At 45.6% G+C, this 15,606-nt stretch carries 14 protein-coding genes; 8 read left to right on the top strand and 6 right to left on the bottom strand.

The window, feature by feature from the left end; genetic code table 11:
• Window positions 1-63 precede the first annotated feature (63 nt).
• Window positions 64-1,746, top strand: coding sequence for a glutamine--tRNA ligase/YqeY domain fusion protein (locus H3L97_RS06285; RefSeq protein WP_097113604.1), 1,683 nt, complete (start codon window positions 64-66; stop codon window positions 1,744-1,746).
• A 336-nt stretch (window positions 1,747-2,082) separates the two neighbouring features.
• Here H3L97_RS06285 and H3L97_RS06280 read toward each other — a convergent pair whose 3' ends face one another.
• From H3L97_RS06280 to H3L97_RS06270, 3 genes are all read right to left on the bottom strand, one after another.
• Window positions 2,083-2,361: a hypothetical protein gene (locus tag H3L97_RS06280; protein ID WP_097113605.1), complete on the bottom strand. Its 279-nt coding sequence runs from the start codon at window positions 2,359-2,361 to the stop codon at window positions 2,083-2,085.
• Window positions 2,348-2,755, bottom strand: a complete 408-nt coding sequence (locus tag H3L97_RS06275) for a phage holin family protein (protein ID WP_097113606.1) — start codon at window positions 2,753-2,755, stop codon at window positions 2,348-2,350. Before H3L97_RS06275 ends, H3L97_RS06280 begins: the two co-directional genes overlap by 14 nt.
• A 91-nt stretch (window positions 2,756-2,846) precedes the next feature.
• Window positions 2,847-3,158: an ElaB/YgaM/YqjD family protein gene (locus tag H3L97_RS06270; RefSeq protein ID WP_097113607.1), complete on the bottom strand. Its 312-nt coding sequence runs from the start codon at window positions 3,156-3,158 to the stop codon at window positions 2,847-2,849.
• Window positions 3,159-3,983: 825 nt separating this feature from the next.
• Here H3L97_RS06270 and ilvD point away from each other — a divergent pair.
• Together ilvD and H3L97_RS06260 are read left to right on the top strand one after the other, a co-directional pair.
• The gene (gene ilvD / locus H3L97_RS06265) at window positions 3,984-5,843 is read left to right on the top strand and encodes a dihydroxy-acid dehydratase (protein WP_097113608.1); all 1,860 of its coding nucleotides are present in this window, start codon (window positions 3,984-3,986) and stop codon (window positions 5,841-5,843) included.
• A gap of 194 nt (window positions 5,844-6,037) precedes the next feature.
• Window positions 6,038-6,484, top strand: a complete 447-nt coding sequence (locus H3L97_RS06260; RefSeq protein WP_143269096.1) for a hypothetical protein — start codon at window positions 6,038-6,040, stop codon at window positions 6,482-6,484.
• Window positions 6,485-7,032: 548 nt separating this feature from the next.
• Here H3L97_RS06260 and ychF read toward each other — a convergent pair.
• The 3 genes from ychF to H3L97_RS06245 all read right to left on the bottom strand — a co-directional run bounded on the left by ychF (window position 7,033) and on the right by H3L97_RS06245 (window position 11,181).
• Window positions 7,033-8,124, bottom strand: a complete 1,092-nt coding sequence (gene ychF, locus H3L97_RS06255; protein WP_097113610.1) for a redox-regulated ATPase YchF — start codon at window positions 8,122-8,124, stop codon at window positions 7,033-7,035.
• A gap of 104 nt (window positions 8,125-8,228) precedes the next feature.
• Window positions 8,229-9,452 (bottom strand): sodium/glutamate symporter, encoded by a 1,224-nt coding sequence (gene gltS / locus H3L97_RS06250; protein WP_097113611.1) that lies wholly within the window; start codon window positions 9,450-9,452, stop codon window positions 8,229-8,231.
• A gap of 208 nt (window positions 9,453-9,660) precedes the next feature.
• Window positions 9,661-11,181, bottom strand: a complete 1,521-nt coding sequence (locus tag H3L97_RS06245) for an alanine/glycine:cation symporter family protein (RefSeq protein WP_097113612.1) — start codon at window positions 11,179-11,181, stop codon at window positions 9,661-9,663.
• A 312-nt stretch (window positions 11,182-11,493) separates the two neighbouring features.
• Between H3L97_RS06245 and H3L97_RS06240 the strand changes: the two genes are divergently transcribed.
• The 5 genes from H3L97_RS06240 (at window position 11,494) to H3L97_RS06220 (ending at window position 15,582) form a co-directional block, all read left to right on the top strand.
• On the top strand, window positions 11,494-12,474 hold the full coding sequence (locus H3L97_RS06240) for a metal ABC transporter substrate-binding protein (RefSeq protein WP_224446377.1): 981 nt from the start codon (window positions 11,494-11,496) through the stop codon (window positions 12,472-12,474).
• On the top strand, window positions 12,471-13,445 hold the full coding sequence (locus H3L97_RS06235; RefSeq protein ID WP_097113613.1) for a metal ABC transporter ATP-binding protein: 975 nt from the start codon (window positions 12,471-12,473) through the stop codon (window positions 13,443-13,445). Before H3L97_RS06240 ends, H3L97_RS06235 begins: the two co-directional genes overlap by 4 nt.
• Before the next feature lie 87 nt (window positions 13,446-13,532).
• Window positions 13,533-13,709, top strand: coding sequence for a hypothetical protein (locus H3L97_RS06230; RefSeq protein ID WP_179655774.1), 177 nt, complete (start codon window positions 13,533-13,535; stop codon window positions 13,707-13,709).
• Window positions 13,710-13,720: 11 nt separating this feature from the next.
• A complete protein-coding gene (locus H3L97_RS06225) occupies window positions 13,721-14,572 on the top strand; it encodes a metal ABC transporter permease (protein WP_097113614.1) in 852 nt (283 codons plus the stop codon).
• A gap of 152 nt (window positions 14,573-14,724) precedes the next feature.
• On the top strand, window positions 14,725-15,582 hold the full coding sequence (locus tag H3L97_RS06220; protein ID WP_224446378.1) for a metal ABC transporter permease: 858 nt from the start codon (window positions 14,725-14,727) through the stop codon (window positions 15,580-15,582).
• Window positions 15,583-15,606 lie beyond the last annotated feature (24 nt).

The raw sequence follows: 15,606 nt of genomic DNA, 5'->3' as shown, positions 1-15,606 counted from the left end.
AAATTCGGCTGTTTTTATTTTATTTCAGGCAGCCTGAAAATTTTGATTGAATGAAAGACAATTATGTTAAACAAAGACCAATTCGCCGACAACCACTTTATCCGCACCATCATTGAAGACGACCTGCAAAGCGGCAAACACACCGCCATTCAAACCCGCTTCCCCCCCGAACCCAACGGCTATTTGCACATCGGACACGCCAAATCCATTTGCCTGAATTTTGGCTTGGCGTATGTGTTTGACGGCAAATGCAATTTGCGTTTTGACGACACCAATCCCGAAAAAGAAAACCAAGAATACGTTGATTCCATTAAAGAAGACGTACAATGGCTCGGCTTTCAATGGCAAGGCGAACCGCGCTATGCCTCTGATTATTTTGACCAATTATTTGATTACGCAGTCGGCTTAATCAAAGAAGGCAAAGCCTACGTTTGCGATTTAACGCCAGAAGAAATGCGCGAATATCGCGGCACGCTCACCGAAGCAGGCAAAAACAGCCCCTACCGCGACCGCACCGCAGAAGAAAACCTTGATTTATTCATGAAAATGCGTGATGGCGCGTTCCCAGACGGCAGCAAAACCCTGCGCCTGAAAATTGACATGGCATCGGGCAACATCAATATGCGCGACCCCGTGATTTACCGCATACGCCGCGCCCACCACCACAACACAGGCGACAAATGGTGCATTTACCCCATGTACGACTACACCCACGCCATTTCCGATGCCATTGAAAACATTACCCATTCTTTGTGTACTTTGGAATTTGAAGCGCACCGTCCGCTTTACGATTGGGTGTTGGACAACATTCCCAGCCCCAGCCAACCGCGCCAATACGAATTTTCGCGTTTGGAATTGCTGTACTCCATCACATCAAAACGCAAATTAAACCAACTGGTTAGCGAAAACCACGTTTCAGGCTGGGACGACCCACGCATGCCCACCATTTCGGGTATGCGAAGACGCGGCTACACGCCCGAAGGCTTGCGCCTGTTTGCCAAGCGCGTGGGCATTTCCAAATCCGAAAACATCGTGGACATGGACGTGCTGGAAGGCGCAATCCGCGAAGATTTGGAGCATGCTGCGCCGCGTTTGATGGTGGTGTTGAACCCACTGAAAATCACTTTAACCAATTTTGAACAAGGCAAAACGCAAAGTCGCACAGCCGCTTTCCACCCCAATAACGACAGTTTTGGCGAACGTGAAGTGCCAATCAGTTCAACCATTTACATTGAGCAAGACGATTTTGCCGAAGAACCACCAAAAGGCTGGAAACGTTTGACTTTGGGTGGCGAAGTGCGTTTGCGCCACGGTTACGTCATCAAATGCGATGAAGTGGTGAAAGATGAAAACGGTCAAATCATTGAATTGAAATGCAGTATTGACCACGACACTTTGGGCAAAAACCCCGAAGGGCGCAAAGTGAAAGGCGTGATTCATTGGGTGTCTGCCGAACACGCCGCGCCAATCAAGGTGCGCCTGTATGACCGCCTGTTTACGGTGGAACGCCCAGACGCGGTGCGTGGCGATGATGGCGAATATTTGCCGTTTACCGATTTCATCAATCCGCAATCAAAACAAGAAATTACCGCATTTGCCGAAAGTGTGGTGAACGATTTGCCGCCCGAAAGCCGTTGGCAATTTGAGCGCGTGGGCTATTTTGTTACCGACCGCCACGACCACAAACAGGGGCAAATGCCTGTGTTCAATCGCACGGTTACGCTGAAAGATGGGTTTCAGAAGTAATTTTTTGATTTGAAAATGTTTCAGGCAGCCTGAATTGTTGTCCGCTTGGACTTTTCAGGCTGAAACTTTTGCAAAACCTACTTTTAAACTGATGTAGAAGCGGATTTCATATCCGCCTCTTTTCAATTTATGTAAAAATAGGACAAGTGTAGGGTGCAACTTGTTGCACCATTTTCCTGATAAAACATGAACTTGGTGCAACAAGTTGCACCCTACATGGTGTCCCAAAAATAAAAATTTCTGCAATTCTAAACAGGGCAGATATGAAATCTGCCCCTACAAACCGAGTTTTGCAAAAGTTTTAGGCTGCCTGAAACGCAGTTCAGCGTAGCGCAATCATTTTTGCTTATTGGCAAACATCTGCCACAACAACAAAGCCGCCCCCAACCACAATTTGGTTTTGCCACGACCATACGTCATCGCCATTTTCCAAGCAGGATTGTTGTGGGTCATGTCGCTGGCAAGTTGCGCCATGTTCATTAATTGGCTGCTTTTTTGGCTGGGACGCGTTTGCCGTTTGCGTTGGCGCGATGTTTCCACTTTCAAACGTGCCAACTGGCATTGTAATTCCAACAGGGCGCGTTCTTCTTGTTGCGTTAATTCATTTTTTTTCATGTTCAATGGTCTCCTGTTGCGGTGCGCTGCCGTTGAGTATGCGTAAATCGTCTTGTAAGGCTTGCAGGGTGTCGTTCATCAGACTGCTGCTGTTGCGCCACAGGTGCGGAATCCAACACAATAAAGCCAAAGCCAGCAGCAAACACGCCACGGTCGTGCCAAAAAAGACCCAAATTTTGACCTCGTGCGCCAAAACGGTGTTTAAACCAAACATCAGCGCAATCAAGCCCACCAGCAACAAAACCACCGCCACCAACACCGCCGCCAAAATGGTGATGACGCTTGCCAGTTGCTCGTTCAAATCCAAGCGCAATAAGCGCAATCGCAGCAAAAGCAAATCGCTGCCTTGTGAAATGAGCGTTTTGAAATGATTGATTTCTTGTTTTAAATTCATGAAAACCCCTTTCAGGCTGCCTGAAACGTTTTCGCCCCCAATTCCCCATAACTGGGATTGGGGGCGAGACTGCCTTTGATTCAATTAAGGATTAGCGGCGATTCAACAGCACGCCCACCACCAAGCCCGCCAAAGCGGCAAAACCCATGGCATAATAAGGTTTTTCATTCACATAATCATCGGCGCGTTTGGCGTGGTGTTTCACTTGTTCCACAGCGCGTTCTTCCAAGGATTGGAAACGTTCTTGTGCCAAATTCAGTTTGCGTTCCAATTTGGCTTTCAAGGCTTGGGTTTCTTCTTCGCCACGTTCTGCGCCTTCGCGATACAAATCTTCCACATCGCGCAATACGGTGCGGATTTCTTTCAACAAGGCTTCTTTTTGGGCTTCAAATTCACGTTTCATGATGTAACTCCTTGAATAATTATTGAAAAACCATGCTTTGCAGCGATGGTGTTTTCACTATAACACCGACTTTATCCATTTGGCAAGCGAAAAAAGCATTTTTCTTTTTGTCAAAAACGACACAATCTGCCAGCCAAAAACAAAAGTTATGTACAAAAAATGGGTATGAAGGGTGTGGATAAGCCGATTAGTGAAATGAAATTAAATGATAAATTGCCCATGCCTATTTTTTAAGCAGCCCCAATCGCGGTATTGACAAAACGCATTTTCAGGCAGCCTGAAACCTTTGCAAAACTTACTTTTAAACTGACATAGGGGCGGATTTCATATCCGCCCATTTTTCAATTTATTGATAACGCGATTTCGGGATATAAAGTGATTGATAAATTTAAGTCACTTTGCTCCCTCTCTCTGTGGGAGAGGGCTGGGGAGAGGGTATGCTGCTCAACAAGCCCTCTCTCCAACGCTTTCCCATAGGGAGAGAGGGCAGGTTTGTTGGCAAATTGACAGTGATTTATCCCGAGTTCACGTTATTGATAAAAATAAAAATTTCTGCAAGTCTAAACAGGACAGATGTGAAATTTGCCCCTATGAACTGAGTTTTGCAAAAGTTTCAGCCTTTCTTTCTTTGTCCTACAAAAAATGTTTTTTTGACTTTGGCGACTTATTTTTTAAAAAAGTAAGCCAAATACATGAATGCGGAACGGTTTGCGTTTCAAAAAACATTTCAGGCAGCCTGAAAAGTGATTTTTGGTATAAAATCATGTGTTATTTTGTTTCAGGCAGCCTGAAACCCCTTTCCCATAAAAATCAAAGGAACACAAAATGCCCGATTACCGCTCCAAAACCTCCACACACGGCAGAAACATGGCTGGTGCGCGCGCCCTTTGGCGTGCCACAGGCGTGGCAGAATCCGATTTTGGCAAACCCATTATCGCCATTGCCAACTCGTTTACCCAATTCGTACCGGGGCACGTCCACTTGCACAATATGGGGCAACTGGTGGCGCGTGAAATTGAAAAACACGGCGCAATCGCCAAAGAATTCAACACCATTGCCGTTGATGACGGCATTGCCATGGGTCATGGTGGCATGTTGTACAGCTTGCCCAGCCGCGATTTGATTGCCGACAGCGTGGAATACATGGTCAATGCCCATTGTGCAGACGCGCTGGTTTGCATTTCCAACTGCGACAAAATCACCCCTGGTATGCTGATGGCGGCTTTGCGTTTGAACATTCCCACCGTATTCGTGTCGGGCGGCCCGATGGAAGCAGGTAAAGTGATTGGCGCAATTCACATTGCCGACAACCGCAAACTGGATTTGGTGGACGCGATGGTGGAAGCCGCCAACGACCAAGTTTCCAACGATGCGGTCAAAGAAATTGAACAAAACGCTTGCCCCACTTGCGGTTCGTGTTCGGGTATGTTTACCGCGAACTCCATGAATTGCTTGACCGAGGCTTTGGGTTTGTCGTTGGCGGGCAATGGTTCGCTGTTGGCAACGCATTCGGGTCGCAAAGAATTGTTTTTGGAAGCCGCGCGCCTGATTGTGGACATCACCAAACGTTATTACGAACAAAACGATGAAACCGTGTTGCCACGCAGCATTGCCACCAAGCAAGCCTTTGAAAATGCAATGAGTTTGGACGTGGCAATGGGCGGTTCAACCAACACCGTTTTGCATTTGCTCGCCGCCGCACGTGAGGCGGAAGTGGATTTCAAAATGGCGGACATTGACCGCATCAGCCGTCAAGTGCCTTGTTTGTGCAAGGTCGCGCCCAATTCCAAAGATTATTATATGGAAGACGTACACCGCGCAGGTGGCGTGATGGCGATTTTGAACGAATTGGCAAAAGCAGGTAAATTGCACACCGATGTGTACAACGTGCATTCAGGCAGCCTGAAAAATGCTTTGGCAAAATGGGACGTGTCCAACCCTGAAAATGCCGTTGCCATTCAACGCTTTAAAGCCGCCCCTGCTGGCATTCGCACGGTGGAAGCCTTTTCCCAATCACGCGAATGGAAAACCCTTGATTTGGATAGACAAAATGGCTGTATCCGCAGCGTGGAACACGCTTATTCGCAAGATGGCGGTTTGGCGGTGCTGTTTGGCAACATTGCCGAACGCGGTTGCGTGGTCAAAACAGCAGGCGTGGACGAAAGCATTTGGCGATTCACAGGTCGTGCGCGTGTGTTTGAAAGCCAAGATTCAGCCGTTGCCGCGATTTTGGACAACCAAATTGTGGCAGGCGACATCGTGATTATCCGCTACGAAGGTCCGAAAGGTGGACCGGGTATGCAAGAAATGCTCTACCCCACTTCTTATTTAAAATCAAAAGGTTTGGGAAAACAATGCGCCTTGCTCACAGACGGACGTTTCTCGGGCGGCACATCGGGTTTGTCCATCGGACACGCTTCGCCCGAAGCGGCAGAAGGTGGCGCAATCGGCTTGGTACGCGAAGGCGACACGGTCAAAATTGACATTCCCAACCGCAGCATTCATCTTGATGTTTCCGATGAAGAATTGGCGGCAAGACGCGCTGAAATGGAAAGTCGCGGCAGCCGCGCATGGAAACCTGAAAACCGTGAACGCCACGTTTCAGCCGCTTTACGCGCCTATGCCGCGATGACGACTTCGGCGGATACAGGCGCGGTGCGTGATGTGTCGCAAGTTGAGAAATAATTGATATTTAGCTGTCAATAAAGTTTCAGGCAGCCTGAAAGTCAAAAAAATGGCTTTTCAGGCTGCCTGAAAATATTTTTCGCCACATTGCCAAAGAAAATCATGATTAACGATAAATGCTTGAAATCTTGTGAATGTCGGCTCGGAGAGCCGACCTACGCTTGCTATTATTCCACCAAGTAAGAGATAAGACCATGTTTACAATCAATAATCAAAATTTAGATATGAGTCATATTTACTATCAAGAAAAAAAATATGGCATCAATACTCAACAAAAAGAAGTGTATTCTTTCTTATGGAGTGAAAATATAGACCTTTTTCTCAGTATTTGTCAAAAAAATATTGATGATTTCATTTTAGACTGTACGTTTGACAGTTATGATGATTTAAATGGACTAGAAATAGAGTATCTATATAATCTAAATTTTCCAAACTCATCTTCTCTATTAAGAAATAATCCAAATGAGTTTTGCGACTTATTATACAAATATCAAAATTTACTAATATTTACACCAATATTCCACAATAATACATATAACTGGCAGGATAGTAATATTTTTATTATTAATCCTATTCAATCAATTTCAATAGAAAATAATCATATAAAAATACAAGGAATAGGATACTTCCTAAACAAGTAATTGAAAAATACTTTTTATCATTTAAAGCAAACGTACAAGCGTAGTGTGGGTGCTTGCACCCACGCATTCTATTACTTATTGTTTTTCATTGAAATTTCCTTTCAGCACTCGTAGGTCAGCTCTCCGAGCCGACATTCACAAAATTTCAGATACTTATTGCTAAAAAAACTGAGTCGGCTCGGAGAGCCGACCTACGCCATATCCCAATATTTTATAGGGTAACGAAAGGCAGCCTGAAAACCCAAAAATGGCTTTCAGGCTGAAACTTTTGCAAAACTCAATTCGTAGGGGCAGATTTCATATCTGCCCTGTTTAAACTTGCAGAAATTTTTATTTTTATCAATACAAAATGAAACACCATGTAGGGTGCAACTTGTTGCACCATTTTCCTGATAAAACATGGATTTGGTGCAACAAGTTGCACCCTACACTTGTCCTATTTTGAAATGCATGAAACCTAAATTGAAAAGGGGCGGATATAAAATCCGCCCCTACATCAATTTAAAAGTGGGTTTTGCACAGGTTTCAGGCTGCCTGTTTTGACAAAATCACACGTTAAACAAGAAGTGAATCACATCGCCATCTTGCACCACATATTCCTTGCCTTCGGCGCGCATTTTGCCTGCTTCTTTGGCTTTGGTTTCGCCGCCGAGCGCAATAAAATCATCATAAGCAATCACTTGGGCGCGAATGAAACCGCGTTCAAAATCGGTGTGAATCACACCAGCCGCTTGTGGGGCTGTGTCGCCTTTTTTGATTGTCCATGCGCGGACTTCTTTCACACCCGCCGTGAAATAGGTTTGCAAGCCCAATAAATCGTAACCTGCTCTAATTAAACGGTTTAAGCCCGCCTCTGCCATGCCCATTTCGGCTAAAAATTCGGCTTTTTCTTCATCGTCCAATTCGGCAATTTCGCTTTCCAGCGCGGCGCAAATGGCAACAATGGGGGCGTTTTCACGGTTTGCCAATTCGGTTAATTTGTCCAAATGGGGGTTGTTTTCAAAGCCGTCTTCCGCCACGTTTGCCACATACATTGCAGGTTTTGCCGTCAATAAAAACAAAGGTTTGAGCAATGCCAATTCTTCCTTGTCCAAACCGAATGAGCGGATTGGCTTGCCTTCGTTCAAATGCGGCAGCAGTTTTTCCAAAATGGCGACCAGTTTTTGTGCGTCTTTGTCGCCTGCTTTGGCGCGTTTGCCTTCGCGCAAAATGGCTTTTTCCACGCTCGCCAAATCCGCCAAAGCCAATTCGGTGCCAATGGTTTCAATGTCGGCAATCGGGTCAACTTTGCCTGCAACGTGAATGATGTTGTCATCGTCAAAACAACGCACCACGTTCACAATCGCATCGGTTTCGCGAATGTTCGCCAAAAACTGATTGCCCAAACCTTCGCCACGACTTGCACCTGCCACCAAGCCTGCAATGTCCACAAATTCCACAATCGCAGGCTGCATTTTTTGTGGATTGACGATTTTTGCCAATTCTGCCATGCGTGGGTCGGGGACTTCCACAATGCCCACATTCGGTTCAATGGTGCAAAATGGGTAGTTTGCCGCCTCAATGCCCGATTTGGTTAAAGCGTTGAATAAGGTGGATTTTCCCACATTGGGCAAACCCACGATGCCGCATTTTAAACTCATGATGTTGCTTTCGTTGAATCAAAATAAAGGGGCGATTTTAACACAAAGGCTGCCTGAAAAACGCATTTCACGTTTTCAGGCAGCCTGAAAATCAAACCGATGATTTAGCCAAACATTTTCATCATGCTGTCCAAAATGGCAAAGTTCACAAAGTCAATGAAAAACGCGCCCACCAATGGCACAATCAAAAAGGCTTTGTGTGATGAACCGAAAGTGTTGGTAATGGATTGCATATTGGCAACAGCAGTTGGCGTTGCGCCCAAGCCAAAACCGCAATGTCCAGCCGCCAGCACCGCCGCGTCATAATCGCCACCCATGAATTTGGCGGTAACGAAATAAGCATACAAAATCATCACCACGGTTTGCACGCCCAAGATGATTATCATTGGGCCTGCCAAATCTGCCAGTTGCCACAATTTCAAGCTCATCAACGCCATCGCCAAAAACAGGCTCAATGATGCGTTGCCAAACACGTCAATCGCGCGGTCAAACATATCAAATTTGAACACGGTGGTTAAAACATTGCGCAACACCACGCCACAACCAATCGCCCACACAAATTGGGGCAATTTCAAATCGGGCAAGGCTTTAACCATAAACGATGAAAAAGCCAAACAAGCCGCAAACAATGCCATGGTTTCAATGGCAGAAGTCGCGGTAATCAAGCGTTGGTGGCGCGCATCTTCAAAAGTGGTTTCATCGTAAGATTGGGATTTTTCATCAACTGCGGTGGCTTGGTTTTCCAAAGGTTTGCGACCCATTTTATTGACCAAACGGCGTGCCACAGGTCCCCCAATCAAACCGCCTGCCACCAAACCATAAGTGGCTGAAACCATCGCAATTTCCACCGCGCTGGGTACTTTGTAGGTTTCGGTTAAAATTTTGCCATAAGCCGCACCTGTGCCGTGTCCGCCCGTCAATGTGATTGAGCCTGTAATCAAGCCCATAAGTGGGTGTTGTCCCAAAGCGGTTGCCAAACCCACGCCCACCGCATTTTGAATGATGATGAACACGCTCACAATGATTAAGAACGCCACCAAAGGCATACCACCTTGTTTCAAACGCGAAAAATCGGCAGACAAACCAATGGACGCAAAGAAAATCATCATGAACGCACTTTGCAAAGACGCTTCAAAAGTAAACGAAATGCCTTGCGTGTACAAAATGGACATGACCAATGCGGCTACCAAACCACCTGCTACGGGTTCGGGAATGTTGAAATCGCGCAAAAATTTGATTTTTTGCACCAATACACGCCCAATCAGCAACACAATGGTTGCCATAATGAGCGTGTAATAACCATTTAAAACAATGGGTTCTGCTTGCATAATTGACTCCTAATCAAATGAAAAATGCTGTTTCAGGCTGCCTGAAAAACACGGCATAATAGGATAATGGTTAAAGTTTGTCAAAAAATGAAAACGTAAATGCCAAAATCAGGCAAATTTGTTGTGTTTTATGCCAAAATCACAATCAAAAGCAGCCTGAAAAGTCCCAAGGGACAACAATTCAGGCTGCCTGAAACATCAAATGGATTTAATCTTGACTTTGATTTTCGCGTTTTGCCAAACGTTCTTCCCAGAAAGTTGCGCCTTCAATGCCCATTTTTTTCGGGTCAAAGGTATAGTGTTTCACACCTGCTTTTTTCTGTTCTTCATAGTCTTTCAAAGCATGAATGGTCGGTTTGCTCTTTAAGAAAATCACGATGATGCCGACAATATTCAGCCAAGCCATCAAGCCCACGCCCACATCGCCAATTTCCCACACATAGCCCGCGCTGTTTACCGCACCATACGCCACCGATGCCATCAAAATCACTTTCACAAACACGATGAAAAAGGTGTTTTCTTTCACTTTGCGTGTCAAATACGCCATATTGGTTTCGGCAATGTAGTAATACGCCAAAATCGTGGTAAACGCAAAGAAGAAAATGGAAAAGCCCGTAAACACATTACCAAACGAACCAAACACGCTGGAAACCGCCATTTGTGTGAATGCAGGCCCATTGATTTCGGTGGCAGCAGCCACATTTTGCACCAAAAACTGCCCTTTTTCCAAAGTGCCTTGAATATTGTATTGACCCGTAATCAAAATCATGAACGCGGTGGCAGAGCAAACGAACAAAGTGTCCACATACACCGAAAAGGCTTGCACAAAACCTTGTTGTGCAGGGTGTTCCACTTCCGCAGCCGCCGCAGGGTGTGGGCCTGTACCCTGCCCTGCTTCGTTGGAATACACGCCGCGTTTCACGCCCCAACCGATTGCCGCGCCAAAACCTGCTTGTGCGCTAAACGCATCGCTCACAATCATGCCAATGATTTCAGGCAGCTTGCCAATGTTCATAAACACAATCAACAATGCCATCAAAATGTAGCCCAACGCCATAAATGGCACCACAATTTCCGTAACATTGGCAATGCGTTTAATCCCCCCAAAAATAATCATGCCCAAAATCACCAAAATAAACAGCAAGGCAATCAATTTGTTCATGCCCACATCGCCAAACGAAGTTTGCACCAAACTGCCTTCGCCCACCACGCTCACAACCGCGTTGGCAACGCCATTGGCTTGTACCCCTGGTAAGAAAATGCCGCAAGCCACCACCGAGGCAATCGCAAAAATCGCGCCATACACTTTGCCCGTACTGCCTTTGAAAAATTTTTCAAAATAATACGCAGGGCCGCCGCGATATTGACCGTTGTCATTTTCCTTGTAAATTTGCGCCAAAGTGGATTCCACATAAGCCGTGCTTGCGCCCAAAAACGCCACCACCCACATCCAAAACACCGCACCAGGACCACCAAAGCCAATCGCAGCCGCCACACCTGCAATATTGCCCATGCCCACACGCCCCGACAAAGCCACCGCCAAAGCCTGAAACGAACTAATCCCTTCGGGGCTGGTGTTGGGTTTGAACAACAGGCGCAGCATTTCCATAAAATGACGCACCTGCATAAACCGCGTGATAATGGAAAAAAACAATCCAGCACCCAAACACAAATAAATGAGTGCCTTACTCCAAATCAAACCATTTAAGGTACCAATGATTTCCTGCATGATGAATTGCTCCTAAAACATAAAAAGGCGAAACGAACCTTACACTTCGTTACATATTTTGACAATATCATACTTTTTAAGGTGTTTTGTCAATTTATTTTTGGGTATTTTGTAATGTGATTGTTCTCATTTGTTTTTTTAATTGCGCCCAAGCCGATTCAGGCTGCCTGAAAAATCCACTTGACGAAGTTAAATAAAAGTAATTATCATTTACTTTATACCCATAAAATTTTTATGGGTATATGATTTTAATTTTTTACTGTGAACGGTAAAATTTAATGTTATCCTTAAATTTGAGAAATGGAGCAGAAAATGATGTTGTTGAATTTACGTCAATTATCCACATATTTGGGATTGGGTTTCGCACTTATGGCGTGTACCCCCAGCGAGCCACAAAAACCTGCTGACACAGCAAAAGCCGCGTCCGAAAGCGTTGCAGGCAGCCTGAAAAGCCAAAACCCTGATGGCAAACACAAATTCACAGTTGTAACCACCTTTACCGTGATTGCCGACATCGCCCAAAATGTGGCAGGCGACGCGGCAGACGTGCAATCCATCACCAAAGCAGGCGCAGAAATCCACGATTACGAACCCACACCCCAAGACATCGCCAAAGTGCAAAACGCCCAACTCATTTTGTGGAACGGCATGAATTTGGAACGCTGGTTTGAAAAATTTTATCAAGATGCGAAAAACGTGCCAGCCGCCATCGTTACCGAAGGCATCACACCCATTCCGATTGCCGAAGGTTCATACAAAGATTTGCCCAATCCACACGCTTGGATGTCGCCATCTAATGCCTTGATTTATGTGGAAAACATCAAAAAAGCCCTGATTGCCCACGACCCCGCCAACAAAGACATTTACAACAAAAATGCCGAAATTTATGCCCAAAAAATCAAAGATTTGGACGCACCACTGCGCGCAAAATTGGCACAAATTCCTGTGGAACAGCGTTGGCTCGTTACCAGCGAAGGCGCGTTCAGCTATTTGGCGAAAGATTATGATTTGAAAGAAGCCTATTTGTGGGCAATCAACGCCGAACAACAAGGTTCGCCCAAACAAGTTAAAGCATTGATTGATAAAGTCAAACAAAACAACATTCCTGTGGTGTTCAGCGAAAGCACCGTTTCAGACAAGCCCGCTCGCCAAGTTGCCAAAGAAACAGGCGCAAAATACGGTGGCGTGTTGTATGTGGATTCGCTGTCTGAACCCGATGGTGCCGTACCCACCTATTTGGATTTGTTGAATGTTACCGTTTCCACCGTTGCGAAAGGATTTGAAAAAGAATGAACGACTTAACCGCCAGCATTGAAGTTCACGATGTCGCCGTCCGCTACAACAACGGACACACCGCCTTGCACGATGTTTCCTTTCATTTACAAGGAGGCACAACCTGTGCTTTGGTGGGCGTTAATGGTGGTGGTAAATCCACTTTATTCAAATCAATCATGGGCTTAATTAAGCCACAACAAGGGCAAATTCGCCTGTGCGGTTTGCCCATTTCACACGCGCTCAAACAAAATCTGGTCGCCTATGTGCCGCAAAGCGAGGAAGTGGACTGGCTGTTTCCCGTTTCCGTGTACGATGTTGTGATGATGGGGCGATACGGTTACATGAATTTTCTTCGTATTCCCAAGCAGTTAGATAAAGAAAAGGTGCAGGCAGCCATGCAGCGCGTGGACATTGCCCACCTTGCCGACCGCCAAATCAGCGAATTATCGGGCGGACAAAAAAAGCGCGTGTTTTTGGCGCGTGCTTTGGCACAACAAAGCAAAATTATCCTTTTAGATGAACCTTTTACAGGCGTAGATGTCAAAACCGAAAAAGCCATTATGGATTTATTGGACGCATTGCGCCACGAAGGGCATTTGATTTTGATTTCCACCCACAATTTGGGAACGGTGCCTGAATTTTGCGACCAAGTTGTGATGATAAACCGCACCGTTTTAGCCGCAGGCAGCACCGAAAGCACCTTTACGCAACAAAATTTGGAGCGCGTGTTTGGTGGCGTATTGCGCCAAATTCGCTTGGCAGGCAAAGACTTACACGATGATGAAGACGCGCGCGCCATCACCATTTTGGCAGACGATGAAATCCCAGCCGTGTTTTACGGACACAAAGATTGCGATGCGCCATTCGGTTGCGTGTGCAAACAAAATGGCGATGTGAGCCATTGCCAAGACAGTCGCCACAAGCGCGTTGCCAATCAAAATATGAATGCACAACGGCAAAAAACCATTGAAATTAAAGTGGAAAAATAGTTTTCAGGCAGCCTGAAAAATCATTTCACATCAAAAATCAATCAGAAAGGAACATCAACATGTGCTACAAAGAGTAGAACAATCGCATTGAAAGCCAGCACCACCGATGTGCAAGTGAATTTTTGGTTGAATGTGGAAGATTATCCACGCATTCCCGAACACAATCGCATTCGTTCTGATGTGATGAACAATGTGGTGCAAGCCCTTGTGAAACACGATTTTTACCTGCCTGCGGACATTGTGGAAGTCAAAAAATTAAATTAAATCAAAATGCCATGTTAGAACTCTTACTTGAACCTTTTGCCTATGAATACATGAACAAAGCCATGATTTTAAGTGGCTTGGTGGGTGGCGTGTGCGCCCTGCTGTCGGGGTATTTGATGTTAAAAGGCTGGTCGCTGATTGGGGACGCGCTTTCACACGCGGTTGTACCAGGGGTGGCGATTGCCTACGCGCTGGGTTTGCCCTATGCGATTGGGGCGTTTTTTTCGGGTTTGCTGGCGGCATTGGCAATTTTGTGGGTCAAATCCATCACCAAATTGCGTGAAGACGCGGTCATTGGTTTTATTTTTACGACTTTTTTTGCGCTGGGCTTGTTCATCATTTCGCTCAACCCCACTGCCGTGAACGTGCAAGAAATCATTTTTGGCAATATCTTGGGCATTGCCGATGAAGACGTGTGGCAAGTGGTCGGCATTATGGGTGTTTCTTTATTGTTTTTATTGATTTTTTGGAAAGATTTGCTGTTGGTGTTTTTTGATGAAGTCCACGCCAAATCGGTGGGTTTGTCGCCCAAATTTTACCAAATCCTGTTTTTCAGCTTATTGAGCGCGTGTGTGGTTGCGGCTTTGCAAACGGTGGGCGCGATTTTGGTCATCGCCATGGTCATTACCCCAGGGGCAACCGCCTATCAACTTACCGATAAATTCCGCCAAATGCTGGTTTTATCGGCAATTTTTGGGGTCAGCACCAGCGTTTTAGGGGTGTATTTGAGCTACTTTTTGGACGGCGCAACAGGCGGTGTCATTGTGTGTTTGCAAACGGCTTTGTTTATTTTGGCGTTTTTGTTTTCGCCCAAATACGGCATTTGGCGTTTCAGGCAGCCTTTCGGTACACAAGCAAATTAAAGTTTTTGCCTTCGGCGACTTACTTTTTAAAAAAGTAAGCCAAATAAACCAAAAAATAAAAGTTACTTCCATTTTATTCAATGACTTAATCTATTCAGGCAGCCTGAAAAAATACCGTCATCATTTTAAAATTTAAAATCAATCATATCAATATGTTATACAATATTTACAACTGGTTTGCAGCCCCATTATCACACGGTTTCATGCAAAACGCGCTCATCACGGCGGTGGTGGTGGGGGCGGTGTGTGCGGTGCTGTCTTGTTTTGTGGTGTTAAAAGGCTGGTCGTTGATGGGCGATGCGGTTTCCCACGCCGTTTTCCCAGGTGTGATTATCGCGTTTTGGTTGGGTGTGCCGATGGCATTGGGCGCGTTTGTGGCTGGTTTGTTTTGCGCGATAAGTGTCGGATTTTTAAAGCATCACACACGCATTAAGGAAGACACGCTGATGGGCATTGTGTTTGCGGGTATGTTTGCATTGGGCTTGGTTTTGTTTCAAAAAATGGACACCGACCAGCATTTGAAACACATTTTATTTGGCAATTTATTGGGCGTGAACCGCGAATTGTTGTGGCAAACGCTGGCGATTTGCGCCATCATTTTCACGGTTATGATGTTGAAAAAACGCGATTTATTGCTGTATTGCTTTGATGTGAGCCACACGCGTGTGGCGGGTTTGTCGGTCAATATTTTGCATTATGGTTTGTTGATTTTGTTGTCGGCAACCATCGTGGTGGCAATGCAGGCGGTGGGCGTGATTTTGGTGGTGGCGATGTTGATTTCACCAGGGATTACGGCATTTGTGTTGTGCAAACGTTTTGATAAAATGCTGTTGGTGGCAATTTTAAGTTCTTGTTTAACCAGTATTTTTGGGGTTATTTGCAGCTATCATTGGGATTCGGCAACGGGCGCGACCATTGTGTTGTTTCAGGCTGCTTTGTTTGTGTTGGCGGTGCTGTGGGCAAAATGGCGCGTGTTTTTGCACGAGAAAAAACGTTTTCAGGCTGCCTGAACAACAAACCCAAACCACATTTCA

It is taken from the genome of Alysiella filiformis (assembly GCF_014054525.1).
GTDB classification, from domain to species: Bacteria; Pseudomonadota; Gammaproteobacteria; order Burkholderiales; family Neisseriaceae; genus Simonsiella; species Simonsiella filiformis.
Note: the sequence above shows the minus strand (reverse complement) of the source record. Positions and strands in the feature narration are given on the sequence as shown.